Raw genomic sequence first — 26950 nt, forward strand, 5'->3', positions numbered from 1 at the left:
GCCATTCAAGTCATACAAGACCGCTTCAAGACTTGGCTTCCACAGGCGTATGTTCAAGCTGTTCGCGACAACAGTGCCTCACGAGCGCGAACCACAGCCCCTTGTAAAGCGTTTGCTGCTCGGCTCTTGGGACGGAGGCAGCAACGACGCTCGGAAGACCCTGGAGGGCCTTGAGAAGCGGAAGACGCCCCTCAGCGATCACCTTCACGATGTGCTGCCCGCCTGGTGCGCGATTTCATTTTCTTGAATGGTGAGTTCACCAGGTTGTTTGAAGAGTTCGAACTGCTGGCGGCACTGGCATATTTGACCCTGTCGAATTCGCTGGAGGATTTGCAGAACACCTTGAGCAAAACTGGCGGACGCGATTTCGCCTGGAGCCCAATCGGGCGTGCCGGCTGGGACGGACAAACCAGGCGGCAGATACTCAAAGGATGGAACACGCCCGAGGCAAATGCCGCAATCCTGAAAGCGGGATTCGCGAACAAATCTGCCGAATATTTACAAGTTGGCGATCGACAGCCTGAGTCGTCTCGCAGAACACGTGGGTTGGCGATGGCCGGGGAATCGCGGCTTCGCTATTGGCCGGCCTCAATCGGACCTATCAGGTTCGCCCTTGGTTTTCTTTCGAGCGAAATAGTCGATCATCGCGTTGAAGTTAAACCCGATGCCGGCGATGTTCGCCTTTAGCTCGAAGAAGCCGGCAACCGTTGCCAGCCCGCCTTTGGGCGTGCTGTCTGCCTTCGCCGCAGCGGATACCGTGCAGCTGGCAAGAGTTTCCGTCACCCGGAGCAGCAGGTTCAAGCGGCGATCATTGAAGATTGGCTCGGCCGGAGCAAGAGCTTGAAGATGCGTTTTCGCCTCGGTCAGGCGATCGGCTTTGGCCGACCAAATCGCGATCGCAGCATAAGCGAACACGAAATCCTCGAACTCATGTCCCGGCAGGTTCTCTCGCTTTACGGATCGATCTCGGTGGCGGCAGCATCGATTTGCTTGCTATAGAGCAAACATCCTGCGACGTGGACCTTATCGAGGTCAGACCCGCCAAGCGCAATTGCCTGACGATAAGCCATTTCTGCCTGATTCCACTCGTCAGCATATCGGTAGCTGTCGCCTAACTCGCGTTGAATGGCGGCCCTGCCGCTTTTTGGCCAGGGATCCTCAAGCAGCAGCGCGTGAAATTGCAATGCCGACTCCTTCAGCATCGACTTGTCCCGTTTCATGCTGCCGAGAAGTTGAAGGAGCCCGCCATAAAGGTGCTTCTCGTACCCATCCAGCCGCTCATCCGCTTCGGTCTGCCGCACAAAGCCAATGATTTCGCCCAACTGTTGCTCGGCGGTTTGCGTGTCAGCAATCATGAAGTATTGAACGGCTTTGGCTCCCCGATACTGCAGCTGGTTTTTGCGGTCGTCATCCAGTTCGAGGATGCGGTCTAATATTTCCATTCGAGCTGCAAATGGCAGATCATCAAATTCAAGATCTGCCGTTCGCCAGCAACCATCAAGATGCGCCGATGGTGCTGTCCCACATGGTCGCACGACGGCTGGAGAAGAACGCAAAGCTGAAGCGGCGCCTGTCGGCCGGTTACCGGCAAGAGCTGACGCTTCAGAACGGCATCGTTGTGCGGGCGATGACGCTCCCGTTTGACGGTGACCGGGTCGGCGAGCTGTTCAAGTTCACCACCCAGGGGCTGCTCTTCCATTTTTCGGGATTGTGCTCGATCGGCAGGAGCACGGGGTCTGGGCGAGCTGCTAAACCGGCCCGGGGAGGAGATCCACCGGAAGCTCCTGGCGCAGAATGCCCTCGTCCGGGCAAAGGGCGACATCGGTGGCGGTACCTTCGTCTACGAGGGGCGCAAGGCATGGATTTCCCGGAGATGTCGGTCTGGGCGTTTCAGCTGTTCGGGGGCCTTCGCGTCAGTGGCGACGCCCAGGAGCCCGAAGCCATGACGCGGGTGGTCGGCGGGGTGACCGCCTCGCAACGAGTTCTCCGGCTGCTCGATGATGGTCAAGGCTCCGATGCCCCAACAGCGGCTTAGCTGCCATAAGAGAGACGAGCGAGAGAGCAGCAAAATGCCGATACGGAAGAAGTGGAAGCCGAAATGGAGCGAGCCATGCCCATGCGCCTCCGGAAAGAAGTGCAAGGATTGCTGCTTCAAAGCTGATGTCCGCTTCGAGTGATCTAGCGGACTTAGGGGAGGGTATTTCTGCTTGGGTGTTGTCTGCACGTCACGCGCGCGCATCAGCGGTTGCCGGCATAGCGGTTGATGACGCGGAATAGTGCGCGGATGACTTTTTGGTTTGTGATCGAATCCATGTTGCACATCCAGAGATGATCATAACCGATCTATGGGGTCTGTCAGGCGAGGCAATCCTCAAATTCTAGTGGCATTTCCAATGCCCGCGCCCCATGACCACCAAATCGCGGGAGGTAATTTGGGCGCAGGATCATGGGCGCGAAGATGCGCGCCGAGACTGCCCGTAAGGCTGCCAAAGGAGGCAGCGCAGAAGGGGGACCGCGCGGAGGAGGAGTGGTCGATCCGCATATAAGGTACGGCGGGCCCCCGCGTCGCCGATGCGCGACGAAAAGCAGGGCCTGGTGCGGAAGTGATCGGCTTTGAGGGCGAGCGCCATAAACCTTAGTATAGTTTCCGTGGCCCCTTTGGATGCCGGACCCTTACCTACGTTCGATTGAGCCGCTGATCGCGATCATCTTAGCTAGGGTGTGCGGTAGCGCCCCGCTATCGCCGCCCTCCTTGGGCGTTTCCTCCCTAGACTTGGGCTGCTTGTGGCAACGCAGGCGGCCTATCTTTTTGATGCCGTCAAGGTTCGCATCAATTCCGCGCCTAGCGAACGACTCTGGATGTAGTCGATTGACCTCTGCGAGCATCTCGACTGACTATGCGTTTCGTCTTGAAGCGTGCACCCAGATGGCGCGAACGGCCAACTAAGTAAACGTCTCTGTGCGTACCTTCCCCTGAAGCGTCGCCTTCCACCGTCAACGTCATCAGGCCTTACAACCCCGCCCTTCGCGCGGCGAGCCGTGCCAGGCCGGACCAGTCGGCGTCGCCGTCGCCTTGCGCGACGCCCTCGATGAAATGATCCCGCACCAGGCTCGCGACCGGCATCGGGACCGCCAGCGCGTCGGCTGCGGCGAGCGCCAGCCGCATGTCCTTCAACCCGAGCGACATCTTGAAGCCATCAGCGGGTTGTTTCTCGTCGGCGATGATTGGTCCGTAAGTCCGATAGACCGGCGCTGAAAACAGCGTGCTAGTCAGAATATTGAGATAACGATGCGGGTCGATACCGGATTTGCGCACCAGCGCGAATGCCTCGCCCAGCGACTCGAGCACCGACGCGATCAGGAAATTGCCGGAGAGTTTTACCAGATTACCTCGGAGGGGCGGTTGCTGATGACAAAAGTCTCCTGACCCATCGCATCAAACAGCTGATGGCAACGCTTGAGCATCGCGTCAGCGCCGGTCGCGATGATGAAAAGCTTGGCTGCCGCCGCGGGCCGCCCGAACACAGGCGCAGCGACGTAACCCTGGCCGGCTTTGCCATGCGCCTCCGTCAGGTGATCGGACAGCCCCACGCTGATCGTGCTCATGGAAATGTGGATGGCATCGCGGCGAAGCGCGGAAAGCGCGCCGCGGTCTCCGAACTCGACGCCCTCAACGGTCGCGTCGTCGGCGAGCATCGTGATGAGAATTTCGTCTTGGCAGGCATCGGCAACGCGCTCGGCGATTTTCGCGCCCTCGCGCGCCAGGGCTTCAATCGCCGTACGAACGGAGCTTATCCGTGATCATCACGCCACGCGCGGCGGCGTGCCGGCAGATTTCAAGAGCTTCTTCATGAGCCGCTGCGCAGCGCGCGAGTCTCTTCGGCGCTGGATCAAGACGTCGAGAACGAAGCCATTCTGATCGACAGCGCGCCAGAGCCAATGTTGTGCGCCCGCGATCGAGATAACGACTTCGTCCAGATGCCATTTGTCACCGCGAGCGGGTGCGCGCTGGCGGATCCGATCGGAGAACGGCTTGCCGAATTTCCGCCCCACTGGCGCACGGTGTCATAGGTCACGCCAATGCCACGCGCCGCCAGGATTTCCTCGACCATGCGCAAGCTTAAGGGAAACCGGAAATACAACCAAACGGCACAGCTGATCACTTCCGGTGGGAAGTGATGGCGGAGATAAAGAGGGTCCCGGGCGGTCGGCATGCCGGTTGTCTACCCCATCGGTCGCTCCAATTCGTTAACTTGACGGTGCCGGTTGGGGGGGAGCCTACAAGCGTTGGCAGGCGACGAACTCCACGAGTTAAGGTATTCTGGAGAAAACTCGGTCGCGCATCTCCGCGCAAAGCCGGGACACCGACCAGATCAAGGAGATCACGGATGGCCCACAAGAAACTGGTCAATCAGAGCGGGCTGCTGCTTACAGTGTTGCTCATCACGCGTGTTGGCTCGGAGCCCAACCAGTCCGTGACGACGCGCGGCAGCAGCTGGGATAACGTGCTGAACACACATGACACGCTGCCCTCAGCGGAGCGGGCGGCTTGAACGTGGTGGGCTCGAATACGTAACCGCGGTCCACGGCGCTACGACCACCGACTCTCTACGGCCTAAACGCCGCCGGCAGTTTGATGGAAGCTCCCGTCGGCGACCAACGCCTCCCGGAAATCCTACGCTTTGTCGTGCTTGGACATCGTCCCCTCTCTGTGATCACTTCCAGACAGTGCGTCGCCGCCAGTTAAGCCTGTGGTCAGGCATAGGCACAAGCGAATCCCATTAAAGAGATCGTCAACCACGACTATCGCAAGCCCAGAGAAGCCGGGAACGGACCGGCGCTTCCCCACATGATGCTCCGGTCCCTATCCAATTCTGAACCGATGATGTGACGCCGACCATTGTTGCCCAGGCGATCATAATGAATGACTACATGTTCGAACCAATCGCGGACGAGAGCAATAAGGTTGGACTGCTGGCTCATGGCTTCACGGGCGGGGTCACCCGGTCGGAGCCGCCGTTGCGCTCGAAAACCTCAAACTCATCGAGGAGCGGGGTCTGATTGCGAACGTTGGCCGCATCGGGCCCTACATGCAGGGGCTGCGCACGCTCGTTGACCATCCACTCGTTGGGGAGGTCCGCGGCGTTGGCCTTATTGCGGCAATCGAGCTGGTGCTGGACAAGAAACGGAAAGTCGCCGCTACTACTCCGGGCGACGTTGGCAGCATCGCGAGCCGGTTGCTGCACGAGCGAGGGATCATCGTGCGGAATGTAGACGATGCATTGTCGATTTGCCCACCTCTGATCGTCAACAAGGATCAAATCGACGAGCTCGTCAACGGGATCACGGGCATGCTCCACGATCTTAAGGCGACTGTAGTTAATTGGTATCCCTCCATTGAGGGCCGCCTTGTTTGACGGACGCGAGCGCTGCAGGTCCTAGGGGTAATCCTAGGAGAAGCGCTATGACGATTTCGCGGGCAGAGGTGATCACATCGGTCGAGCGGCGGCGTCGGTGGTCACAGGATGAGAAGGAACGGCTAGTTGCAGCATCGTTCGAGCCCGGAGCCACTGTTTCCGAGGTGGCTCGCATGGCCGGCCTTCATGTGAGCCAGCTGTTCAGGTGGCGCAAAGAGCTTTGCAAGCACGGTGAAACGAGTGTAGCGCCGTTGGTGCCGGTCGAGATTGGGCCGTCTGTGCCGCCGCGGGATGTGGCCGAAGCGCCATTGACGACGGCGCCGGCGCGTCGACGGAGGAGCCAGGGCATCATCGAGATTGATCTCGGTAGCGGACACCGCATCCGGGTCGACGGTGACGTTGATGGAGACGCGCTGCGGCGAGTTCTCGATGCCCTGGTGCGCCGATGATCCCGGTTCCGACAGGCGCGCGAGTGTGGCTCGCGACAGGCTACACGGATATGCGCAGAGGCTTTCCGTCGTTGGCACTCCAAGTGCAGGAGGTGTTGCGCAAAGACCCGCTCAGCGGTCATCTGTTCGTCTTCCGCGGTCGCCGCAGCGATCTTGTGAAGATGATCTGGCACGATGGCCAGGGAGCATGCTTGTTTACCAAAAGACTCGAGAGAGGAAGGTTCATCTGGCCATCGGTTGCCGGTGAATCGGTAACGATCTCTCCGGCGCAATTGAGCTATCTGTTGTCCGGGATCGATTGGCGCAACCCTCAAGAAACCCAGCGTCCGACGCGGGTCGGTTAGTCGTTTTGCAGGTTTGAATCTGCTGCTTGATCTGATTCAATGGCTTCGTGATATCAAAGCCGGACGATCTTCCATCGGACCTTGTCAGTGCCCTGGCGGCGCTGCAGGCCGAGCGTGAGGCGCGGCTGCGAGCTGAGGCGATGGCTGCCAGCGCGCAGGCGGAGCTGTCGAACAACGAGGCGCTGGTCGCGCATCTCGAGCTGCGGATCGAGAAGCTCAAACGCGAACTGTACGGGCAGCGCTCCGAGCGCACGGCGCGGCTGCTCGAGCAGTTGGAACTGGAGCTCGAAGACCTCGTCGCCACGGCGAGCGAGGATGAGCTTGCGGCGCAGGCCGCAGCGGCGAAGACGCAGAACGTCCGCCCCTTCACGCGCAAGCGGCCGGTGCGCAAGCCTTGGCCGGACGACATCGAACACGAGCGCGTCGTCATTGACGCTCCGACGAGCTGCGCCTGCTGCGGCGGATCGCGGCTGGCGAAGGTCGGCGAGGATGTGACCAAGACGCTGGAGGAGATCCCGCGTCGCTTCAAGGTCATCGAGACAGTGCGCGAGAAGTTCACCTGCCGCGATTGCGAGAAGATCAGCCAGCCGCCTGCGCCGTTCCATGCCACGCCGCGCGGCTTCATCGGCCCACAATTGCTGGCGACGATCCTGTTCGACAAGTTCGGCATGCATATCCCGCTCAACCGCCAGAGTGCGCGCTTTAAGGCCGAGAGGATCGATTTGCCGCTGTCGACGCTGGCCGACCAGGTCGGCCACGGGACCTTCGCCGTCATGCCACTCTTCCACTTGATCGAACGCCATGTGCTCGCTGCTGAGCGCCTTCATGGCGATGACACCACCATCCGTATCCTGGCGAAGGGCAAGTGCACGACCGGGCGGATCTGGACTTATGTGCGGGATGACCGGCCCTTTGCCGGGCCTGCGCCGCCGGCGGCGGTCTATTACGCCTCGAGCGACCGACGAGGCGAGCATCCGCAGAAGCATCTGGCCGCCTTCGCCGGCATCCTGCAAGCCGATTGCTACAACGGCTTCGAGCCGCTGTTCGACCCGCAGAAGAAGGTGCTGCCGATTACGCCGGCGTTTTGCTTCGCCCATGCGCGGCGGGGCTTCTTCGAGCTGGCTGACATCGAGAAGAATGCCCGGGAAGGCAAGAGAGGTAAACCGGTCTCTCCGATCGCGCTGGAGGCGGTCAGGCGCCTGGATGTGTTGTTCGAGATCGAGCGCGCCATTAACGGCTGCGGCGCCGAAGAGCGGCGCGCCGTGCGCCAGGAAAAGAGCAAGCCGCTCCTCGGGGACATGCACGCCTGGTTGCTGCGTGAGCGCGAAACCCTCTCTCGCTCCTCCGAGGTCCTGAAGCCTATGAATTACATGCTCAGGCGCTGGGACGACTTCGCCCGCTTCCTCGACGATGGCAGGATCTGCTTGACCAACAATTGTGCTGAGCGCGCATTGAGAGGCATCGCCTTGGGAAGGCGCAACTGGACCTTCGCCGGCAGCCAGCGTGGTGCCGACCGTGCCGCCATCATGCTGACGATGATCACGACCTGTCGTCTCAACGACGTCGATCCGAAAGCCTGGCTCGCCGACGTCCTCGCCCGTATCGCCGATCTTCCCGCATCGCGTCTGCACGAATTGCTGCCCTGGGAATGGAAGCTCCTGCGCCAAGCCGACAAGCCCGCCGATCAGCAGGCCGCCTGACCTTCACGCAAACGCCATCATAGAGCTCGCCGTACCCGCGCGCATGCGTCCATCACGCGGTCCTCGTCGTATGCGTACGTTAATTGTCGCGAGCCTCACTAACGTTCACTCAACCCCGTTAGTGCGCCTCAAGTCCGATTGCCTGGACAGATCCACCAATGATCGATACACGGCGCATAACGCGCATGCATTTGCCCGATCAAACCGGTGCTTCCGCAAATCCGCGGCGCAGTCGAAGTCGCGTAACAACTATAGGGCGAGATCGACGGCGCGAGATGCAGACGCCCGGAAGGCATGACCCTCATCGCTGCGAATCACGATGGCCTGCTTTTCGCAGCAGGAGGCGTTGACGATCGCTGGGCCTCGCTCTCGATCAAGGCAAACGGGATGGATTTATCTCGGTTGGCACAATGGCGACGACAGCATCTACGCCACAAGGTCGACCAGGGCTTGGACCACGCCTCAGCCGCCGACCTCGAAGCGGCTGATCCGGAAGACGCAGTCCCTGCTTTCAAGCGACCGCCCTAAAAGGAAGCTTGAGCCGAAGCTTCTCGCGAGAACGAGTACCGGGCCAAGTCGGCCGAGGGAACGGTACGATACCATTCTTCAAGGACTTGCGAGAGTTCCCCGAGATCATGCCGCTTGCTTGCGGCCCAGGTAAAGAGGGTGACTTTTCTAGATTGGCCTCGGTCCCGGCAGCCATGTGGTATTGCACTTTCAGCGAAGCCTCTTGGCCGGCTCGGGCAGCTCATGCCAGCCGCCGGACAGCCAGCGGCAACTTGTAGGCGGTGGTCTCGAAGTGCCCGAATGAATGTTTTTGATGAACTCGTCACCCCGTCGAATGAACCATAGCCATCGCGTTTGCCACAATCAGGCGCAATGCCTTTCAAGCTCGAAGCCGTCTCGCTGCAGCTCCCCGATACTGCTATGCGTTTTCATTTGCTCTTCCTCTCTTTGAGGTGGGCGCCGTTCGCTTTGATACCCGGATCATTCTCCAACCGCTTACCGCATGAGTTCGCGCGCCTGCGGCTCAATTGCAGGCGGCTCTCAAGCGGAGAACGAATTGTATACAGAGTCGGCCGTGCCATTCCTTCCTCCACTTGGTTCGAGGTCTAAACCGCGATCTAACTCAGAACTTTGCCTGAAGAGGGCCGCGGTAACCCTGGCGGCCCTTTCTGGCTGCGGGTGGTGCTCGAAATGAGGAAGTGGCGATGTTCGAGCTCTCACAAATGTTGTCAGCTTTGACCTGACATCAACAAGCGACGCGATGCCCAACAGAGGACTGTAGTGCTTGCAGAAATCGCGCCTTTCAGTCCGGCACGTCGCTTGCTTTGTTCACACCACGATCACACCGTGACGAGAGGACGATGTGGAGAATGCTGTCTCGAGTTCACGAGGTGTTAATTACGATGGTCGTGGCGCTGCGTCATTGCTGCGCTTTCTCGAATCGAGAGAGCGCTCGGCTACGATATCTATCTTACGATCGTGCGCGACTGCCGGCTGCTGCTTCCGGTCGCCGCACCGTTCTCCACCGCAGCGCTCTTCGCAGCCCACGTGCTCGCGAGCTTTCTGCTGCTCGTGCCGTTATTCGCCAGCGTGGTCTTCGCGGAAGCACTGTTGGCGCTCTATGGCACTGCGATGGCGGCGGTGCACGTCATCCGCGCGGACAACGATCCACGGCCGGGAGCTGCAGATCACCACTAAAGCGCTGGTCGCCATCTCGGCGGCAGCCTCTTTCTTATCGGCGGCGGCCCCATGGCTCGGCCAAACATTTGTCATGAGGCTGCTCGCGTCGTTCATCGTCAAGCTGTTGCGTGCCGTGTGCAAGAAGCTGTTGCAAATCCTCTCATCGGTCGGCATAGCGGAGAACGCTTGGCTCGATATTGTGGTGGCGAGGGACGATCTTACCGAGCATCGCGTCTTCGTAGCCCAGTGCAGGCTGCAGAATTCTCCCAGAGAGCTGTCGAAAGAGCTCGGCATCGCATTCCGTGGCAGCCGCTTGCCGTACGGAGCACTGGTCGTCGGTGCCGGGGTAGTACGCGCCAAAAGGCTGATCAACAACCGTCAGCAGTTCGCAAGTCTGCTCGATGGCTGCGATCTCCGGGTTGCGCTGGTGCAATATTATCTCAGCGTGGTGCGCTCCACCCACTCGCGGCCGACCATTGTCGAGCTGGATGTCGAACATCCTCATCAACAAGCGATAGACGCCTGCGATCGCGGGAGCGAGGCGGCATTTCGCCGTTCCGCGCAGGCGGGTCGAGCGCCGCTCGCTCTCAGCCCTATGGTAAAGTCCCTGGTCGATGGCGCGGCGCTCCCTTTCGACCGCTGCGGCAGGGCGGCAAGCCCATAAGACCGAAAAGGCTGACAAGGCGAATTGCGAATACTGCGCGACTGCACCCTTCAGGGATTCTTGTGCTCCTGCTGCGGCTGCAGTGTGTCCACCAAGGGCGGGGCCCGCAAAAGTGCGGTGGCGCGGCAGATCAATCGCGCGTGCTAAACAGCGAAAGAGGGAGTGAGGGATGCGTGCTTGCGAAATCGCCGTCGTCGGCCTCGGCCTGATAGGGAGTTCTGCGTTCCATGCGCTGGTGCGTCGTGGGGCCGACGTGCTCGGATTCGACCCTCTTGTCTTGGGCGAGGCTCGCGGCTCGTCGCATGGCTCATGCCGAGTGTACCGACGCTTCAATTTCGAGAGCGCGGCTTACACGGAGCTTAGCGATGCTGCCCTCAAGGGATGGCGGATGTTGGAGGCCGCCAGCGGACGAACAATCCTCATGCCGACCCACGTACTCGAAGCAGGACCTCCCGGATCGAAGATGGTGGCCGACTCCCGCGCCGCCGCGCTCAAGGACGCCGTCCCCGGTCCGGTCACGGGAGCGGAAGCAAACGCCGCATTTCCCGCGTTCCGGCTTCCGGATAATTGGGATGTGGTCGTCCAGGAAAGCGGCGGGATCCTGTTGGCCGAAGCGGCGATCCGCGCGTTTCGCGAAGGCGCCGAACACCGCATCATTCTGGCTCCGGCCCGAATACGGCCGGTGGCCGCCGGCATCCGTATTTCAATGCCCCGAGAGGTAATCTTGGCCGAGAGGGCCATCATTGCTGCAGGACCGTGGATTGCCGGGCTAATCCCGGGACTCGCACGACACTTAAAGATCACCCGACAAACGGTCGGTTGGTTCAAGCCGGCCAAACCCGAATTGGTGCGTTACGGCGAGTTTCCGGCGTTTATTGTCGAAGGGGAGAAAGGAGTGGTCTACGGCTTTCCCGATTTCGAGGGACGAGGCGTGAAGGCTGCACAGCACGACCAAGGGCCAGTCGTGGGGGCAGACGCCTGGCACCCGCCGCCAACGGACGCAGAACTGGAGACTGTCGGATTGACACTAGCTGAATTGGTTCCCGGTGCGGCGGGGCCAATCGTCGAGCGCGATATCTGCCTCTACACGAACACGCTGCGAGCAGACCTGCAACCGGACGAGGGCAACGAATTCATCATCGATCGACTTCCGGCCGACCCCCGCATCGTCGTTGCGTCGCCTTGCTCCGGTCACGGTGCGAAGTTCGCCAGCGCGATCGGTACGATGCTCGCGGATCTGGCACTCGATGCGAAGCTGATAGCGCCGAACGCGTTTCGGCTCGACCGTTTCAGCGGCGTCGCGCCGCCAAACTCCTGAGACGTCAATTGGCATCCAATTCTGGAATTGCAGACAATGGCGTAATTGCGGTCGTGGGCTCGGGCACCAATGGAGCTCCCGCAAACAACCAATTCGCATCAACTGCCATGAAGCACTATGTTGGGCCGGAAACCGCAGTGTGCGTGGTCGGCGAGACGGGGCAAGTGAGTCTTTGAAGGCCGCCCGTAATCGGTCTGTGCCGGGAATTGCCCCAGCTGATCAAGTAGCTCGCAGTGTTTGTGGGTCGCGAGGGCTTCGCCCTGATCTAACGGCTGACGCTTGGCCGGCGTCGGGTTCCAGTTATTCGCCGATCGCGAACCGCGAACATACTGGGCGGAGCGGAAGGAGTTTCCGAAAGTGGCGATCAATCACACCAAATACCCTAATCAACTTCATTGGTCTTTTCGAGGCTTTTCGGCCTTGTGCACGCGCTACCCCTGCCCTGCAGTCCATTGCGGGTCTCACCTGCTTTCGAGAAGCTGACGAGGCCGCGGTCCCGTAGCTGAGCGGCATTCGCTCCGCCCAGCCTGTTCGTTCGCTAAACGTGGTCGGCCTGCCGCTATCGCAGACCGTGCCTTCGCCCCATCGTTCTCTGTATGCCGAATCAGGCCCACGCCCGCATGACGCTGTAATTGGTAAGCGGAGTTGATCAGCTTCTCTTTATAGCTCGCACGGAGACCGCCCTCCGTGGTATTATCGGGAACACCGGCTCTGCCAGCTTCAACATCGAGCGGGACATCCCCCAACTCGTTGGCTTCCGCGAGAAAATGCCAGCAACGCAAGAAGGCCGCACTTTGCCGGCGCGGCCTTCTCGAAAACCTTCTGATCCAGCTATTCAGCGGCGTCGGACATGGCGCCCATCATCGTTGCGGATGCGACCACGCAAGCTCACCGCCTTGGGGTCCTTAGTGACGATCAGGCGCGCGGACCATTCCAGCCGAAGGATACGCTTGTCAAGCGGGCACCTGGTGAGCACACGCTCAACGTGCGTCGCTCAGGTGAGACGCTGAGCCGTTTCGGCCTCGTCACCGCCCCAGCCGGCGTCCGCGATCGATGTGTCGATCAGCTCGCCGCGCAACAGCGCGAGCGGCGATTTGTAGTACAGCGCGACGTTGTGGAGGGGATCCGTCAGGACTTTGAAGACCCATACCAGCCCGGTCTGGCCGTCACGGGTGACGAAGAGCTGGATCATCCGAAAGAGGCCGCCGCCAATGCCTATAACGAGCCATACCGTGCCGACTTGCCGGATGAAGTCAAGCCGCCCGACAGGCGGATCGAACATGCCAAACAGCGGGAAGACGTAGAGTGCGAACGGCGCCAGGCCCCAGATTATCAAGAGCACAATCTTGCGCGTCTGGTTGTAGCCGACCTTGACCGCCTCCTTGTACTCGTTGCTGACTTTGTTCACGTTATCGTAGCCGCTCGGCTCGAAGAAGAAATGTCCGGTCTGCCGCGTCAGCATCGCAAGCCAGCCAACGAGGCCGGCCACTGCCGGGTCCTTGAACAAGAGCGCATAGCAACCGAGGAAGATGAAAGCGCTGATCAAATGCAGCATCTGATTAATTCTGCTCCGGTGATAGTAACGGTAGTCATCCCACCGCAGGTTTCGCAGCATGTCTGACAAAGGGCTCATGATTAATCCTCGGTCATTTGACGATGTTGAAGCCATAAGCCGAGTCCGTGACAGATGCGTGAATGCATTATGATGTCGCATTGCAGCTTAATGAGGTGGTAAAGCCGAGCGCCAGGCGCACGCGAAAAGTCGGATGTTCGCTTTTCGGCTTGATATTGGTGACCAGGGCAGCCCAGTCGACCACGATCTCCTTTAACCGAATCAGACCCCTTGCAGACGGGGCGGGGCCATACGTTTTTTGAGCAGACGGTTTTCCAGGGTCAGATCGGCTACGGCCTCCTTCAGGGCGGCGGCCTCCCGGCGGAGATCCTTCACCTCGCCGGAGGTCGCAGCTCGCGCCGTATCGCCCGCCAGGAGGCGCTTGCTGGCCTCGAGGAACTCCTTGGACCAGCCGTAATACATCGAGGCGGCAATGCCCTCGCGCCGGCAGAGCTCGGAGATATTCTCCTCGCCCCGCAGTCCTTCCAGCACGGATACGGATCTTCTCTTCCGTCGAATACTGCCGGCGCGTCTGGCGCCGAATGTCCTTTAGCACTTGTTCTGCCGGCGCTTTGCCCAGTCCGGATTTCTGCTCCATCTGCGCTCCTGTTGGCTACGATGAACCAGAAATCCTCCCTCCGCAAAATCCTTCAATTTGTCTCACATGCGCTGACGGCGAACAGTATGGTCGAGATTCTCGAAGACCGGCTGGTCCGTGCTGTCCTCATGCCACACGACTGGAAGCCAATCGCTGGGCGTGATCTGCTCCGGGCAGGCCAGCAAACCGGCGATAAAGCCGTCAGGATCTTCGAGCAGCATCGTTTCCTCGCCGAGGGCGAGCAATTCCTCGTCAAGCTGCTTGGGTCGGCGCGACAGACCGGACATGGGCACTCCAATTCCATGGAAGCACGGCCTTGCCAAAGCCCATTGCCTTCCAACGCCTCGCATGAGACTCGACAGATCGAAATTCCGCCCAGACCAACAAGGGTCGCCTTCTCATGCTTAGCGCAAAAGGCGGCTTTCTGCTGCGCAACCTGCTGCGCAACGTACGGTCGTTGCTCATAGCGCGATTGTCAGCTTTGAGACCAACGTCCCCAAGTTAACGCTGACACAAAGTAGAAAGCGACTGGAGAACCTCCAATTTTCAAGCGGCACGCTGCTTGCTTCGTTCGGGGCACCAGCGGGCGCGGTTCCCCACATATCCGCTCTTCGAAACCGAATGCACATATTCCGTCTGCTTCCGCCTACCTCGCAAGACGCGGCGAGCCCGGCCCGCCGACCCAATCCAGGACAACTCCCATGAAAAAGTCGCTCCTCCTCGCCGCGTCGCTCTCCATGACCTGTTTGATGTCCGCGGCACTGCCCCAGAAGCTGCCGGCTGCGATGCAGGCGGACGATCCTTTCCTTTGGCTCGAGGAGATCGAAGGGCCGCGCGCATTGGCTTGGGCTCGCGCCGAGAACGACAAGACGCTCGGCGCGCTCCAATCGGATCCCCGCTATCAGCGCTTCTATCAAGAGGGGCTCACCATCCTCCAGGCCAAGGATCGGATTCCGTACGTTTCCTTCGGACGGCGCGGTCTCGACAATTTCTGGCAGGACGAGAATCACGTGCGCGGCGTCTGGCGACGTACCACGTTTGAGAGCTATCGCGCCCAGGACCCGCGATGGGACACCATCCTCGACTTGGACGCGCTGGCTGCCGCGGAGAAGAAGAATTGGGTCTTTGAAGGGGGTAGCTGCCTGCCGCCCGAAGAGCGCCTGTGCCTGCTCAAATTTTCCGAGGGCGGCAAGGACGCCGTGTTCGTGCGCGAGTTCGACGCGGACGCCCAAGCCTTCGTCACGACCGGCTTCGACCTTCCGGAGGGAAAGCAGGGCGTCAGCTGGATCGACGGCGACACGATCCTGATTGCACGCGATTGGGGCGAAGGGACCACGACGCAGGCCGGCTACCCTTTCGTCGTGAAGGAGCTCAAGCGCGCTCAGCCGCTCGTTGAAGCGCGCGAGGTCTTTCGCGGCGAACCGACCGATGACGGGACGGTGCCATTCGCGCTGCGCGACAGTGCAGGCATGGTCCATGCGACCGGCGCGGTGCGCACTATCAGCACGTTCGAGTATGAGTATGTGCTCTTCGGGCCCAAGGGGCCGATCAAGCTCAACCTGCCAAAGAAGGCGACCATCGGTGGCATCGACAGTGGCCGCCTGCTCGTGACGCTCGACGAGGAGTGGACGCCGTCCGGCGGCACCCGGTTCGCAGCCGGCTCGATCATCTCGTATGACCTGGCCGAATGGAAGCAGGATCCGCTGCGTGCCAGACCGTCGCTCGTCTTCCAGCCCGGGCCTCGGCAGGCGCTCAGCGGGTTCAGCGCCACCAGGAATTTGTTGATCCTGACGACCCTCGACAAGGTTCAGAGCAAGGCGTTCGTCTACAAGTATGATCAGGGCACCTAACGGGCCACGCCGATCCCGCTTCCGGAGAATGCGAGTGTCGGTCTACCTGCCGCATCGAATGAAAGGACGAGGTGATGTTCACCGTCTCCAGCTTTCTCAGGCCGACGTCGCTCTGGTACTTCGACGCCGCGACCGAAGCCTCGACATACTGAAGTCGATGCCTCCTAGGTTCAACGCGTCTAGACTTGTCGTGGAGCAGTTCGAGGCAACTTCGCGATACGGCACCCGCATTCCTTTCTTTGTGGTGCGGCCCAAGAGCGCGAGGTTTGACGGATCGACTCCAACCATTCTTTATGGCTATGGCATGGTTTCAGATTCCGCTCCTGCCGTCTTATGCGGGGGTTATGGGACGGCTCTGGCTCGAGCAGGGCAATGCATATGTCGTCGCGAACCTGCGCGGCGGCGGCGAGTACGGGCCGCGATGGCACGAGGCCGCCCAGGGGGCAACAAAGCAGCGCACATGGGATGATTTTATCGCCGTTGCGGAGGACCTGACCCGACGGAAGATCACCTCTCCGCGCCGCCTGGGCGTAGCCGGCGGCAGCCAGGAAGGCCTGCTGGTGGGGACCGCATTCACCCAACGACCCGACCTCTTCGATGCCGCCATGGTGGAGGTGCCGCTGTTCGACATGGTTCGGTTCACCAAGCTGGCCGCCGGGGCCTCCTGGACCGGCGAGTATGGCGATCCCGCCATTCCCGAACAGCGCGAGTGGCTCGAGGCCTACTCGCCCTATTAGAAGTTGGTGCCGGCCAAGACCTACCCGACCCCCTTCATTCTCACCTCCACCAAGGACGACCGCGTGCATCCGGCCCACGGCCGTAAGACAGCCGCAAGGCTCGCTGAGCTAGGCCAGCCCTATTTTTACTATGAGAACCTCGACGGGGGGCATAGTGCCGCCGCCAATCTCATTGAAGATGCACGCCGGGTGGCCCTCGAATATACCTATGCATTCCGGCGGCTTGTCGATGAGTGATGTCGAGAAAACAAAATCTCACTTCACATGATCGACCTTGGCGGCGCCGTCATCGGCAGCGGCGTCAGCAAGCCCGTGTTTACTATATTCAGACCGTGGTATCGCCCCGGATTAGAGCGGCAGGGCAGCGCTGTCGGTCATCATCACGGGCTTACTTGAAGCTGCCGGCGGCAGGGACGTGGACGTTCTCGACCTGCCGCTATCTCGCGCGGGTCGTTCGATACACCAGACTATACGATCTGGGTAGCGGCCATCTGAACCAGCCTGAGCGCTTGAGATTGGCCACTGTCAGTTACCTCGGCAGATCGGCCGCAAGCCATTCCGACGACGACATTGTTTGATTCTGTTGAAGACCCGTTCGACCCGGTTGCGAGCGCGATAGAGATAAGGGCTGAAGCAGATCGGATCGTTACGATTTGTTTTCGGCGGGATGTTGGCCCACGCGCACTTCTTCGTGGCAAGCTCTCCAATTCAGTCGGCGTCATAGCCACGATCGGCAAGCAGCATCGACCCCGATTTCAGACGAGACAGCAATTTCCCGGCAAGTCGAACGTCATGGGCCCCGCCGGGGCTCAATGCCAGCCGTACCGGCAGGCCATTGCTATCGACCAACGCATGAATTTTGCTCGTCAAGCCGCCGCGTGATCTTCCCATCAATTGGCGCCGATTCTTTGTGATGCAGGCGCCGTGCTGATGCACGCGGACAATCGCGGTGTCGATCATCTGGACAGCGGCATCATGGGCAGCGGCAAATGCGTCTATGATACGGCCCCAGACACCAGCCCGCCGCCAGCGGACGAAGCGGGTTGTATCAAGTGGTGTACGGCCCAAACGCCTCGGGCAGATCGCGCCAAGGTGCTCCAGATCGCAAGCCCCAAATATACCATTGAGGACGCGGCAGTCGTTCACTCGAGGAACGCCACGCGGCTTGTTCGGCAGCATCGGCCTTATGGCAGTCCATTCATAGTCGGCGAGTTCATAGCGCATGATTCGAGCCCCAAGTTTTAGGAGTTTGAGTCACAGGGGTCTCGCCAGGCGCAACATTTCTGGCGTGGCCCCGGCTCGGCACTTTCGGTCAGAAGCGAACATCAGCTTGCCGACGCCCCGCTGAAACCGTTGAAAATGACCCAAACGACATTCGGTTGCTTGCCAGGCGTTTACGGATTGCCCTCAAAGTGCAGACTTCCGTTCAGAGACAACGAAGGACGACCCGCCGATGACCCATCGAATTCTTGTGCACGGGGTGCCTGACACGCCATTCATTTGGAGTGCTTTGATCGAGCAGCTTGGTGCGCACGCGCTGGCACCCAGTCTGCCCGGCTTTTGCGCCCCGCCGCCCGCGGGATTCGGCAGCACCAAGGACGAATACGCGAAATGGTTGGTTGATCTGCTGCAGGATCAATACGCCACCTACGGCCCGCTTGATATCTTCGGACATGATTGGGGTGCATTGTTGACGTTAAGGGCTGCTTCACTGCGCCCGGACTTGATCAACTCATGGGCGATATCGGGAGCGGCGATCGACCCGGATTATGGTGGCCACTTTGTTGCTCATATCTGGATTACACCGCTCCTAGGCGAAATTGCGATAGCCGCTTCACCAAGAAAGATGATAGAAATCATTTTACGTCAGAGCGCGCTTCCACCTGATATTGCGAGGCACGAAGCGGCTGCATGGAGCGCAAACATGCGCAGATCCATCCTCGCACTTTATAGGTCAGCCAACGCGCTCCGATTTGAGGGAGACTGGGTTAACCGGCTCGAAGCCCTACCCAAGCGGGGGCTGTTGATTTGGGGAGCGAAGGACCCTTATGTGCCGGTGTCGGTGGCCCGACGCTTTGCGACGAGGCATGGCGCGAATCTTCTTATAGAACGCAATGCGGGTCACTGGGCCATCGTCGAGCGCGCCAAGGAAATCTCGGGCGTACTCCTAGCTCACTGGCAGAAATAGCTCGGTTCGTGTCCGCCAGGAATCGACGTTTGCCCCTGTAGGACCAACGAGGGCCTTGATAACCTCTTCTGGTTCCGGACCATCACGACCTGGCTGCGCTGCCGCACGAACCTGGTCACCATAGGGTCAAAGCAGACGTAACCTTCGTCGCATGACGCCGCCGGTTTTATGGGGTACACGGCCTTCTGTAATGGGCCCGACGATGTAGCCTCCCGAGTGAACGTCACGCCGCCGAGCTCATGCTTCTGTCCGTGGTCAAGGCCTGGCCGCCACATCATGCTGTCAGAGGGAGCGGTGAGCCTATCTAGATACGCGTGGTTCGTCAGGCGACGACCACTGGCCGTGTAACGGCTTCACCGGATCCACCGTCCCGGCACGGGACTTCGGGCACAGGGCTCAGTTCAGCCCGGTTGCGTTCTTGATCTCCTCCACGTCTTCTATGTTGCGGATCGGATCCGCTCCTGCTCATCGATAAGTTGTGCCGTCGACCCAGATGCGATGCAGGATCACTGCGAGCTTGCGTGCCAGGGCAACTTTTGCGCGCTTCGAGCCTCGCCGCTTGGCGACGTCCATCCCCCAGCGCTTGAGTTTTGAGAACCGCGTGATGCGCGATAGCAGAACGTTGGCGGCTTCATACAACACCCTGTGCACCATCTCATCGCCAGCCAGCGTGAGCCGCCTGTGACGTCTTCTTCTCCCGATTGGTACTTCTTTGGCGTGAGCCCGAACAGCAGCGCCTGCTGCCTTCGATTTTACGATGCGATGAGGGTCATCAATCGCTGATTTGTAGGTAACAGCCACTAGGTGGTGTGGACACTTATCGCATCCATAAGACGATGGCTGCGAGAGTGACGACGGCCAGGTAATTTCGGGCGGTCTTTTCGAAGCGGGTTGCAACGCGGCGGAACTGCTTGAGCTTTGAGAAGCAGCATTCGACGAGATGACGCTGGGCATAGAAATGCTTGTCGAGTGGATATTTGAGCGCCCGTGACGGGTTGTTGGGGATCACGGCGAGCGCGCCTTTGGCGGCGATGGCTTGGCGCAAGTGATCGGCGTCATAGGCCGTATCGGCCATGACGACCTCGGCGGATAAGCCTTCGATCAATGCGGCGGCTTGCGGTGCATCGCCCTTCTGACCTGCGGTAAGCGTGAACCGCACCGGACATCCCAAGCCTCGAACGGCCATATGTATCTTGGTGCTCAGGCCGCCGCGCGAGCGGCCGATCGCTTGATCTTCCGCTTGATCTTCAGACCCCCCTTTTTGGCGCCGGCGGCGTGCTGATGCGCCCGAACAATGGTGGAATCGACGATCAGATATTCGAAGTCCGGATCATCGGACATCGCCTCGAAGATCCGCCACCAAACACCCTTGATGCTCCATCGACTGAAGCGCCGGAACACGCTGTTCCAGTCCCCAAACACCTCCGGAAGATCGCGCCAGGGAGACCCCGTACGCACGATCCACAGCACACCTTCCACGAACATCCGGTTGTCGCGCCCGGTGGAGCCCTTCTGATCGGGGCGCCCTATGATCAGCGGCGCTATCCGCTCCCACGCCGCGTCGCTCAATACCAAACGGTCCATCACACCCAAGGCGGCCTCCCCAAAAGCAGCCTTGAATCTGATTTGCTCCTAAAAGGGAATCCTTAGAGTCCACACCACCTAGGGGGACCAACGCCCGGCACTGTCATAAGCCGGCGACAGACTGCATCGTCACGCACAATTGCCAGCACAGCCTTGGCGCAGCGGGCCGAAGGGTCGGCTGAAAGCCCGATTTGCTGCTGTCCGTGTGCGCATCGCCGACGGGCCTCCGCAGCGAATATGGGATAAGGATCAGCAGCATCTCCCGGGCGACGAGGCGTGGCTCATTGGCGAGCATCGCGCCTCGGGGAGAAGAAATACTATCTTGCTAACCTGTTCGCGGCGGCAGATCTGCGCATACTGGCCGCCACCATCAAGGCGCGATGGATTTGCGAGCAGGCCCATCAGCAGCAGAAAGAAGAGCTTGGCCTCGATCACTTCGAAGGGCGTTCGTGGCAAGGTCTTCATCGTCACGCCCTAATGACTATGATTGCCTACGCCTTCTAGCAGCACCGTCGCCTCGCACACGCGGGGCGGAAAAAAAAGAATCAACGGGCCTCCGCCTCAACCAACCATGCCCGCCGTACCGTCACGCTATCGTTGATCTCATCCTTCGGCCAGCGTCTCAGCGGTGTCCCTACTGCAGAAAACAAATCCATGAAAAACCTTGGCGCAAACAGATTCTGCCAAAGTAGTGCTAAGTTGCCCTTACCTTGGCTGGGACGGCGCATCAGCACCTCGTCAATTCCCTTCAGCCGTTCAGGGGGGATGTCCCGGGTTTTGTTGAAGTTCTGAAGAGGTCGGCGTTGCCCACCTTGAGCCGGTAGGCTCGGGGTGCTGATTCCACAAAGGAGAGCAACGCCATGACGAGAGATATCACACCGGCTGGTTGGTCGGCGACCGGGGCTGTGGACGAAGCGTTTGCGGAAGTGCGAGCGAGCTTCGATCGGTTCTGCCTTGCGGCAGGGATCGAGGCGCTCGGCACGATGATGGAGGCGGATGTGACGGCGGCCTGCGGGCCGCGCCACGGTCGCGATGCGGCGCGGCGGGCGCACCGTTGGGGCCGAACGCGGGGACGGATTGGTTTCCACGGCGGCAAGATCGAGGTCGAGCGCCCGCGGGTCCGGGGCGTGGACGGCCGCGAGGTCACGATCCCGAGCTGGGAAACGGCGGCGCAAGAGGACTGGCTCGGTCGCTGGGCGATGAACCTGATGCTGATCAATGTGTCGACGCGCCGGTTCGGCCGTGCTGTCCGACTGCCCGAGGGTGACGTGCCGGCACCGCCCGGATCGGGGATTTCGAAATCGGCGGCCTCGCGGAGGTTCGTAGCGCTGTCGGCGGCGCGGCTGGCCGACTTCATGGCTACCGATCTGTCCGCGCTCGACCTTCTGGTGGTCCAAATCGACGGGCTGCATCTCGGCGACGATCTCGTGCTGGTCGCCGCGATCGGGGTTGACGGCGAAGGCAACAAGCATCCGCTGGCGCTGGTGGAAGGGGCGACCGAGAATGCCGCCACGGTTCAGGCCCTGCTGGACAACCTGGTCTCGCGCGGGCTCGACCCGACGGTGCCAAGACTGTTCATCGCCGACGGCGCGAAGGCGTTGTCGAAGGCGATCCGCCGCACCTTCGGTTCGGCCGCTGCGATCCAGCGCTGCCAGATCCACAAGGCGCGCAACATCATGGAACGCCTGCCGAAAGAGCATCATGCGGCCACCCGTCGGGTGCTGCGCCAGGCCTGGGAGCTCGATGACGCCGACAAGGCTGAAAAATTGATCCGCAATCTCGCGCGTCGACTCGACCAGCAATGGCCCGGTGTAGCGGCGAGCATCCTTGAAGGCCTCGACGAAATCCTGACTGTCGTCCGGTTGAAGTTGCCGAAGGAGCTTCGTCGATCGCTCGCCTGTACCAACATCGCCGAGAACATGATGGGCACCATTCGCCGCGTCACGCGCAACATCAAACGCTGGCGGGATGCCGGTATGGCCTTGCGATGGGTCGCGGCCGGCATGATCGAGGCCAACAAGGGCTTCCGACGATTGAAGGCGCATAAGCAATTGTCGGTTCTGCGTGCGGCCCTTCAAGCTCGCCAAAATCGCATGAAGATCAACCCCGTTGCCCACGTCACGAGGGCCGCGTAACATTCATTCCGGCAACGTTGGCCCGACCTAGTTCAACAGCGATCGGGACATCCCCCGTTCAGGCGACAAGACAGTCAGGCCACAGCTCCCTACGGACGGGCGATAGCAGGCACACCGAGCCGTCAACGGCGGAAAGAGAGGGGGCCCCTAGCCCGTCTTATTCGCGAGAGGGCGCCTGAGAGGCTGGCGAGCGTGGTGTAAAGCGCTGATGCGGCGTAGGATTCGGTTGCAAAGCCAACCCCATCACCTCAACCGCGAACGCCAGGCCCGCCATGACCGATGATACGATTCTGCCCTTCTCGTTTCCAGCCGTTCACGCCAAGAAAGTCACAGCTGCCTTCGATGGCGGTCGGCTGACCTCGAACGGGGGCGTGATGCTTCTGGCGATGGCCGAGCGGCGTCTCGGCTTGGCCGACAATTTGGCCCGGGTGTTCCCGGATCGGCGCGATCCGACGCGGGTCGTGCACAGCCTTGTCGATATGTTCCGCGCGCGCATGTTCGCGATCTGCTGCGGCTACGAGGACGCCGACGACCTCGATCATCTGCGGTCCGATCCCGCATTCAAGCTGGCCTGCGGACGGCTGCCGGACACGGGTCGCGATCTGTGTTCCCAACCGACGCTGTCGCGGCTGGAGAATGCTCCGCGCCTGCGCGACGTGATCCGACTGACCTACACTTTGGTCGACGCATGGATGGATAGCTACCCGCGCGAGCCGGCATCCGTCACGCTCGACATCGATGATACCTGCGATGTCGTCCACGGCCATCAGCAGCTCTCGCTGTTCAACGCTCATTATGACGAACGCTGCTTCCTGCCGATCCACGTCTACGACACGGAGAAGAGCCGGCCCGTGGCGGTCGTGCTGCGGCCCGGCAAGACGCCGGGCGGGGTCGAGGTGCGTGCCCATCTGCGCCGCCTGATACGGCATATCCGGACGCGGTGGCACAACACGCGAATTACGTTCCGTGGCGACGGGCACTATGCCCGGCCGGAGGCAATGGCGTGGTGCGAGACCAACGGCATCGACTACATCTTCGGTCTGTCCGGCACCAAGCCGCTCGCCAGAAACGTCGACGAGGTCGCCGACGATATCCGCACCCGACGCGCCATCGAGAACCTAGCTGTTCTGCGCGGCTATACCGAGACGCGCCACAAGGCAAAGTCCTGGGATCGCGAACGGCGCACCGTCGCCCGTATTGAGGCGACGATGCTCGGCCTCGACATCCGCTTCGTCGTCACCAGCCTCGATGTCGGCTCGGCCGAGTGGATCTACGACAGCCTGTATTGCGCGCGCGGCCAAGCCGAGAATCTGATCAAGCTGCATAAGACGCAGCTCGCCTCCGATCGCACCAGTTGCCGTTCGGCGCTCGCCAACCAGGTCCGTCTCGTTCTCCACACCGCCGCTTATTGGTTGATGCTGACCGTGCGCGGCGCCATTCCCAAAGTCCGGGAATTGGCCACTGCCGAGTTCGCGACGCTGCGTCTTCGTCTCTTGAAAATCGCAGCCCGGGTCGTCGAAACCGCGAGCCGCATTCGCCTTGCGTTCGCCGCGGCATGCCCCGAAGCCGACCTCTTCCGCAGCTTGCCCGGCGCGCTGCTCCCGCTCGGCCCGTAACCGACCGGGCCTGCGCCCGCTCACCCGCCCCACTCCTCCAACGCGTACAAAACAGCTTGATGTAGAACCCGGTGACAAAAGGCCGGACGGTCACCCACGCCAGCCGCCAGCCCCCGTCAGACGTCAAGAACGACCGTGCTCTCGTGAATAGATCGGGCTAGCACCGGACGCGTCATCGATCCGGCCACTCAAACAAAAAGCCGCCCCGTTGGGGGCGGCTTCGGATCGTAGGCGAGAGTTAGTACTTAAACTCCGGCATGGCCTTCAATTCATCCTTAGTGGCGTTAAGCACTGCGTGATCGGGGTACCAACTCTTACTGGCGCTGGTGGTGGTGGTTGTCGTGGTCGTAGTTGCGGCACCGGTGGTGGTTCGCGTGGTGCTGTCTGGAGCGGAAGTCGCTGCAGGAGCATTCGCTGGGGCGGACGTTGTCGACGTAGTTGTCGAGGTCACCGGTTGGTCAACCCACTTCAACTTATCGAAGGCGACTGCCACGTAGTGCTCGCCCAAGCCGAGAACGCCGCCAACACCTAGAACGACATTGGCCACCTTGCCTGACCTATCCAAGATCACCTCGTTGATTTCGCCGATCTTCTCGTTTGCTTCATTGTACACATTCACGCCGGCAAGCTTAGACGCACGCCATTCACCCACCTTGTGCGTGGTGGCAGTGGTAGTCGAATCGACCTGGTTCGTGGATTGCGCCGAAGCCGCGCCGGTCATCGACGCAGTAGCCAGGAATGCGATTGCAATGCATTTCGAAATCATGATGTTCCTCCATTGCTTAGGGGAACAACAGGGCGCGGAAAGTTTGGTTCCAGAGACGGAACAAGAAACAGTATCCGTGCTGCCGAGGTCTCTGAGACCTGATGCTGTTCCGTGATGGCAGAATTCCGTCCCTATGTTTTCAGACTTTCGAGAGGCACCCCACGAACTCGAGCGAAGATTTGCTTGTGGTTGCCGTTCAGCCCGTTGGGCCGTTTCCAACGCGATGACCGCTTTCACGAGGACCAGACGTGAGCCAACTTCACCGCCAGCCACTTCGCTAATGCAGCGTTCACGGCTACCGGACATTCATGTGCCATCCAGTGGCCAGACCGGATCATGACCTCGGTCAAGTCGTCGCAGTATTGACGCATCGGCTCTGGGAACCGGGAGCCTCCAGTCGTCAAGGGGAGGTCCCGGGTTCTGTTGAATTTCTGAAGAGGTTGGCGTTGCCCACCTTGAGCCGGTAGGCTCTGGGTGCTGATGCCACAAAGGAGAGCAACGCCATGAAGAGAGATACCACACCGGCTGGGTGTCTGAACGATCAGCCCAGTCTCGATAATCGGGCAGGAGCCTTGCCGGCCCGAACTTGATGCGTTCATGCGACGACTGGAGACACCAGCTTGACCGGCGCGGCCTCGACCTCCTGTCAATCGCCGTGGCCGCTGCGATAGCGGTAGGAGGCGATTCCCGATTGCCAGTTCGGGACCAGGTCATGCGCAGATCGACGTTGGGCAGAATCACCGGTCCCAGCCCGGCATGGTGCGGCCAGTGGATCGGCGGGTAGCCAGTAAGGAGTACTAGAAGTAGTGCCGGCGCCGGCAAGAGCGTAGGCAGCTGGCTGTAATTGCCTTGCAGGGAGGCGGCGACATCGAGCGGCGGATTAACAGCTTGGGTGATGCTGCCGCAGCCCTGGATCCGCCTGTTCGGCGTGTCAACGACCAGATCCAGCATGAAGATTATGTCTCCTGGGCGGCTTTCGCCAATCTGATAGCAGGCGTGAAACAATCCGACGTGGTCTTTGGTTGTCGTATCTGGCATAGAGCTATCCTTTCCTGTTTAAGAGGATTGAGCGGGTGATCGGCCGTGGTCATCCGGCCAACTTCCGCACGTAGTTGTCAGATTCTTCCGCCGAGATCGCCTTCACCGGAATGCGCGTGCCATTGCTACCGGACACGACGATTTGCGGCACATAATGGCCGGGGAAGCTGCCCTTGACCGCGTAGGGCGTGGACCCATCACCGAGCGGTCCCGTCCAGCCCATCACGTCGATCTTCAGGCCGCCGACCCAATGCGGATCGCGCACTAGGGTAATTCCTGTCGTGAAGTTCGGCGCATCACCCTCAACTTCGACCAGAAATAGCCCGAATCCATCGGATCCGTGATGAAGGTGACTTTTGTCGTTTTAGACGGCTCCGTCTGATAGAAACCCATGATTGTCCTCGTGAGCTGACGATGCTTGGGCGACGCTGCGCAGCATCCCCGCACGCCTGATGACCCGTGCGGCGCTGGGTGGTGTCCGCCAGCGGCCGCAGAGAATTTGCGCGGTGAGTGCTTCAATGGCCATAGAAAGGTGCGCCTCGCCGGTGCGAGCCCCGCGGCTCAGCGTCGAGTTGCGGACATTGTGGCATCGGCCTGACACGAATGAATACGACGAGACCGGCGTCAACTTTCTGCGCGACCAGTCTAAGACAGTTCGCCGTCTTTTGCGTCTATATCCGCGTCGGGCTTTCGATCGTAAGTGCAGTAGGCCACGGCAGCACGGCTTGCAGGTTCGTTGTCCGCGCTTTCGGCAGGAGCTTGAGCAATTCGGGTTTGATAAAGCCGAGCGGCCGAGCGCAGCCGTGTGTACGAAAAACCAAGGGAGAGCGCGCGGTTTCGTCGCGCCCTGAGTAGAAAATGACTGTTGCAAACGTCTAGGTTGTATGCAACCGTAGGCTTGGGCATCAGAAACCCGAGATAGCATCAGTGGCCATCAAATGGGCCAGCGTATAACAGCCCCGTTCGGTGGGACGGTGCGCCCATGTCGAAGGGGCACCCCAAAAGCACATTGGCCGTTCAGGATTTCTGAACCCCCGGCAGCCAGTCCGCTACCGGCATCAGAGCTAAAAGCAAAATCCATGAACCATCAGCGAATCTCGCGCCGCGCCGTGGCGATCGCTCGCGTCTGCAGTCTCGAAGTGTTGCACGACAACGAAACATCTCAGCAGAGAGCCGACCGGTTGCTGGTGCCGCACAAGCGGCGTAACGGCATCGTCAACTTAATCGACCGCCGAGCTGAAGGAGGCG

At 60.5% G+C, this 26950-nt stretch carries 23 protein-coding genes and 6 pseudogenes; 15 read left to right on the plus strand and 14 right to left on the minus strand.

Translation table 11 applies throughout. The features are described 5' to 3' along the window. Positions 1 to 588: 588 nt before the first annotated feature. A complete protein-coding gene (locus HAP48_RS23255) occupies positions 589 to 915 on the minus strand; it encodes a hypothetical protein (protein ID WP_029084537.1) in 327 nt (108 codons plus the stop codon). Between the two features lie 38 nt (positions 916 to 953). Then, positions 954 to 1442: a hypothetical protein gene (locus HAP48_RS23260; RefSeq protein ID WP_029084538.1), complete on the minus strand. Its 489-nt coding sequence runs from the start codon at positions 1440 to 1442 to the stop codon at positions 954 to 956. 11 nt (positions 1443 to 1453) lie between these two features. Here HAP48_RS23260 and HAP48_RS23265 point away from each other — a divergent pair, with 11 nt between their 5' ends. After that, on the plus strand, positions 1454 to 2035 hold the full coding sequence (locus HAP48_RS23265) for a hypothetical protein (RefSeq protein WP_029084539.1): 582 nt from the start codon (positions 1454 to 1456) through the stop codon (positions 2033 to 2035). Between the two features lie 975 nt (positions 2036 to 3010). Here HAP48_RS23265 and HAP48_RS23270 read toward each other — a convergent pair. From HAP48_RS23270 to HAP48_RS23280, 3 genes and pseudogenes are all read right to left on the minus strand, one after another. Next, complete coding sequence (locus HAP48_RS23270; RefSeq protein ID WP_051346723.1) at positions 3011 to 3349, minus strand: NAD-binding protein; 339 nt, start codon at positions 3347 to 3349, stop codon at positions 3011 to 3013. A gap of 29 nt (positions 3350 to 3378) precedes the next feature. Continuing rightward, positions 3379 to 3795, minus strand: a complete 417-nt coding sequence (locus HAP48_RS23275) for an NAD(P)-binding domain-containing protein (RefSeq protein WP_224497070.1) — start codon at positions 3793 to 3795, stop codon at positions 3379 to 3381. After that, a pseudogene (locus HAP48_RS23280) lies at positions 3776 to 4214 on the minus strand (IS6 family transposase); the annotation flags it as partial. The gene HAP48_RS23275 and the pseudogene HAP48_RS23280, both read right to left, overlap by 20 nt. A gap of 174 nt (positions 4215 to 4388) precedes the next feature. Between HAP48_RS23280 and HAP48_RS23285 the strand changes: the two are divergent. The 8 genes from HAP48_RS23285 (at position 4389) to solA (ending at position 11578) form a co-directional block, all read left to right on the plus strand. Then, positions 4389 to 4553 carry a hypothetical protein gene (locus HAP48_RS23285; protein ID WP_224496552.1) on the plus strand — a complete coding sequence of 55 codons (165 nt, stop codon included), beginning with the start codon at positions 4389 to 4391 and terminating at the stop codon, positions 4551 to 4553. Between the two features lie 504 nt (positions 4554 to 5057). Next, positions 5058 to 5417: an aminotransferase class III-fold pyridoxal phosphate-dependent enzyme gene (locus HAP48_RS23290; protein WP_234583990.1), complete on the plus strand. Its 360-nt coding sequence runs from the start codon at positions 5058 to 5060 to the stop codon at positions 5415 to 5417. 47 nt (positions 5418 to 5464) lie between these two features. Next, complete coding sequence (gene tnpA, locus HAP48_RS50075; RefSeq protein ID WP_166205105.1) at positions 5465 to 5866, plus strand: IS66-like element accessory protein TnpA; 402 nt, start codon at positions 5465 to 5467, stop codon at positions 5864 to 5866. Next, the gene (gene tnpB / locus HAP48_RS23300; protein ID WP_165124204.1) at positions 5863 to 6210 is read left to right on the plus strand and encodes an IS66 family insertion sequence element accessory protein TnpB; all 348 of its coding nucleotides are present in this window, start codon (positions 5863 to 5865) and stop codon (positions 6208 to 6210) included. The genes tnpA and tnpB overlap by 4 nt, the downstream gene beginning before the upstream one ends. 47 nt (positions 6211 to 6257) lie before the next feature. Next, a complete protein-coding gene (gene tnpC, locus HAP48_RS23305) occupies positions 6258 to 7910 on the plus strand; it encodes an IS66 family transposase (protein WP_166207527.1) in 1653 nt (550 codons plus the stop codon). A 1485-nt stretch (positions 7911 to 9395) separates the two neighbouring features. Further along, complete coding sequence (locus HAP48_RS23310) at positions 9396 to 9614, plus strand: hypothetical protein (protein WP_029085031.1); 219 nt, start codon at positions 9396 to 9398, stop codon at positions 9612 to 9614. A 73-nt stretch (positions 9615 to 9687) separates the two neighbouring features. Beyond that, entirely contained in the window at positions 9688 to 10260 is a 573-nt protein-coding gene (locus tag HAP48_RS23315; RefSeq protein ID WP_051346818.1) for a thioredoxin domain-containing protein, read from the plus strand. Positions 10261 to 10429: 169 nt separating this feature from the next. Beyond that, entirely contained in the window at positions 10430 to 11578 is a 1149-nt protein-coding gene (solA, locus tag HAP48_RS23320) for an N-methyl-L-tryptophan oxidase (protein ID WP_029085032.1), read from the plus strand. A gap of 994 nt (positions 11579 to 12572) precedes the next feature. Here the strand turns inward: solA and HAP48_RS23325 are convergent. The 3 genes and pseudogenes from HAP48_RS23325 to HAP48_RS23335 form a co-directional block, all read right to left on the minus strand. Continuing rightward, on the minus strand, positions 12573 to 13211 hold the full coding sequence (locus tag HAP48_RS23325) for a hypothetical protein (protein WP_166209531.1): 639 nt from the start codon (positions 13209 to 13211) through the stop codon (positions 12573 to 12575). 231 nt (positions 13212 to 13442) lie between these two features. Beyond that, positions 13443 to 13788, minus strand: a pseudogene (locus HAP48_RS23330) (transposase); the annotation flags it as partial. 62 nt (positions 13789 to 13850) lie between these two features. After that, positions 13851 to 14075: a UPF0149 family protein gene (locus HAP48_RS23335; RefSeq protein ID WP_029084244.1), complete on the minus strand. Its 225-nt coding sequence runs from the start codon at positions 14073 to 14075 to the stop codon at positions 13851 to 13853. Between the two features lie 414 nt (positions 14076 to 14489). Here HAP48_RS23335 and HAP48_RS23340 point away from each other — a divergent pair, with 414 nt between their 5' ends. Together HAP48_RS23340 and HAP48_RS23345 are read left to right on the plus strand one after the other, a co-directional pair. Continuing rightward, the gene (locus tag HAP48_RS23340; protein ID WP_224496553.1) at positions 14490 to 15638 is read left to right on the plus strand and encodes a prolyl oligopeptidase family protein; all 1149 of its coding nucleotides are present in this window, start codon (positions 14490 to 14492) and stop codon (positions 15636 to 15638) included. Between the two features lie 344 nt (positions 15639 to 15982). Continuing rightward, positions 15983 to 16612, plus strand: a pseudogene (locus HAP48_RS23345) (prolyl oligopeptidase family serine peptidase). Between the two features lie 471 nt (positions 16613 to 17083). On the opposite strand, the gene HAP48_RS23350 reads toward HAP48_RS23345, so the two are convergent. Further along, a complete protein-coding gene (locus HAP48_RS23350) occupies positions 17084 to 17599 on the minus strand; it encodes an IS5 family transposase (protein WP_224496554.1) in 516 nt (171 codons plus the stop codon). A gap of 229 nt (positions 17600 to 17828) precedes the next feature. Between HAP48_RS23350 and HAP48_RS23355 the strand changes: the two genes are divergently transcribed. Then, complete coding sequence (locus HAP48_RS23355; protein WP_166209528.1) at positions 17829 to 18563, plus strand: alpha/beta fold hydrolase; 735 nt, start codon at positions 17829 to 17831, stop codon at positions 18561 to 18563. A 465-nt stretch (positions 18564 to 19028) separates the two neighbouring features. On the opposite strand, the pseudogene HAP48_RS23360 reads toward HAP48_RS23355, so the two are convergent. Together HAP48_RS23360 and HAP48_RS23365 are read right to left on the minus strand one after the other, a co-directional pair. After that, positions 19029 to 19367: pseudogene (locus HAP48_RS23360) on the minus strand (transposase); the annotation flags it as partial. Positions 19368 to 19380: 13 nt separating this feature from the next. Further along, a pseudogene (locus HAP48_RS23365) lies at positions 19381 to 20156 on the minus strand (IS5 family transposase). A gap of 145 nt (positions 20157 to 20301) precedes the next feature. Between HAP48_RS23365 and HAP48_RS23370 the strand changes: the two are divergent. From HAP48_RS23370 to HAP48_RS23380, 3 genes and pseudogenes are all read left to right on the plus strand, one after another. Beyond that, positions 20302 to 20805 (plus strand): annotated as a pseudogene (locus HAP48_RS23370) (IS701 family transposase); the annotation flags it as partial. A gap of 202 nt (positions 20806 to 21007) precedes the next feature. Beyond that, the gene (locus tag HAP48_RS23375) at positions 21008 to 22282 is read left to right on the plus strand and encodes an IS256 family transposase (protein ID WP_166204996.1); all 1275 of its coding nucleotides are present in this window, start codon (positions 21008 to 21010) and stop codon (positions 22280 to 22282) included. A gap of 272 nt (positions 22283 to 22554) precedes the next feature. Beyond that, a complete protein-coding gene (locus tag HAP48_RS23380; protein WP_166208111.1) occupies positions 22555 to 23898 on the plus strand; it encodes an IS1380 family transposase in 1344 nt (447 codons plus the stop codon). 238 nt (positions 23899 to 24136) lie between these two features. Here the strand turns inward: HAP48_RS23380 and HAP48_RS23385 are convergent, their stop codons facing one another. The 3 genes from HAP48_RS23385 to HAP48_RS23390 form a co-directional block, all read right to left on the minus strand. Then, a complete protein-coding gene (locus HAP48_RS23385; RefSeq protein ID WP_029085057.1) occupies positions 24137 to 24664 on the minus strand; it encodes a PRC-barrel domain-containing protein in 528 nt (175 codons plus the stop codon). Positions 24665 to 24970: 306 nt separating this feature from the next. Continuing rightward, positions 24971 to 25702, minus strand: a complete 732-nt coding sequence (locus tag HAP48_RS50795) for a DUF1842 domain-containing protein (RefSeq protein WP_165128019.1) — start codon at positions 25700 to 25702, stop codon at positions 24971 to 24973. A gap of 49 nt (positions 25703 to 25751) precedes the next feature. Further along, positions 25752 to 25967, minus strand: a complete 216-nt coding sequence (locus tag HAP48_RS23390) for a hypothetical protein (protein ID WP_198031287.1) — start codon at positions 25965 to 25967, stop codon at positions 25752 to 25754. Positions 25968 to 26950: the final 983 nt, after the last annotated feature.

Origin of the sequence: Bradyrhizobium septentrionale (assembly GCF_011516645.4) — a bacterium.
Taxonomy (GTDB): Bacteria; Pseudomonadota; Alphaproteobacteria; order Rhizobiales; family Xanthobacteraceae; genus Bradyrhizobium; species Bradyrhizobium septentrionale.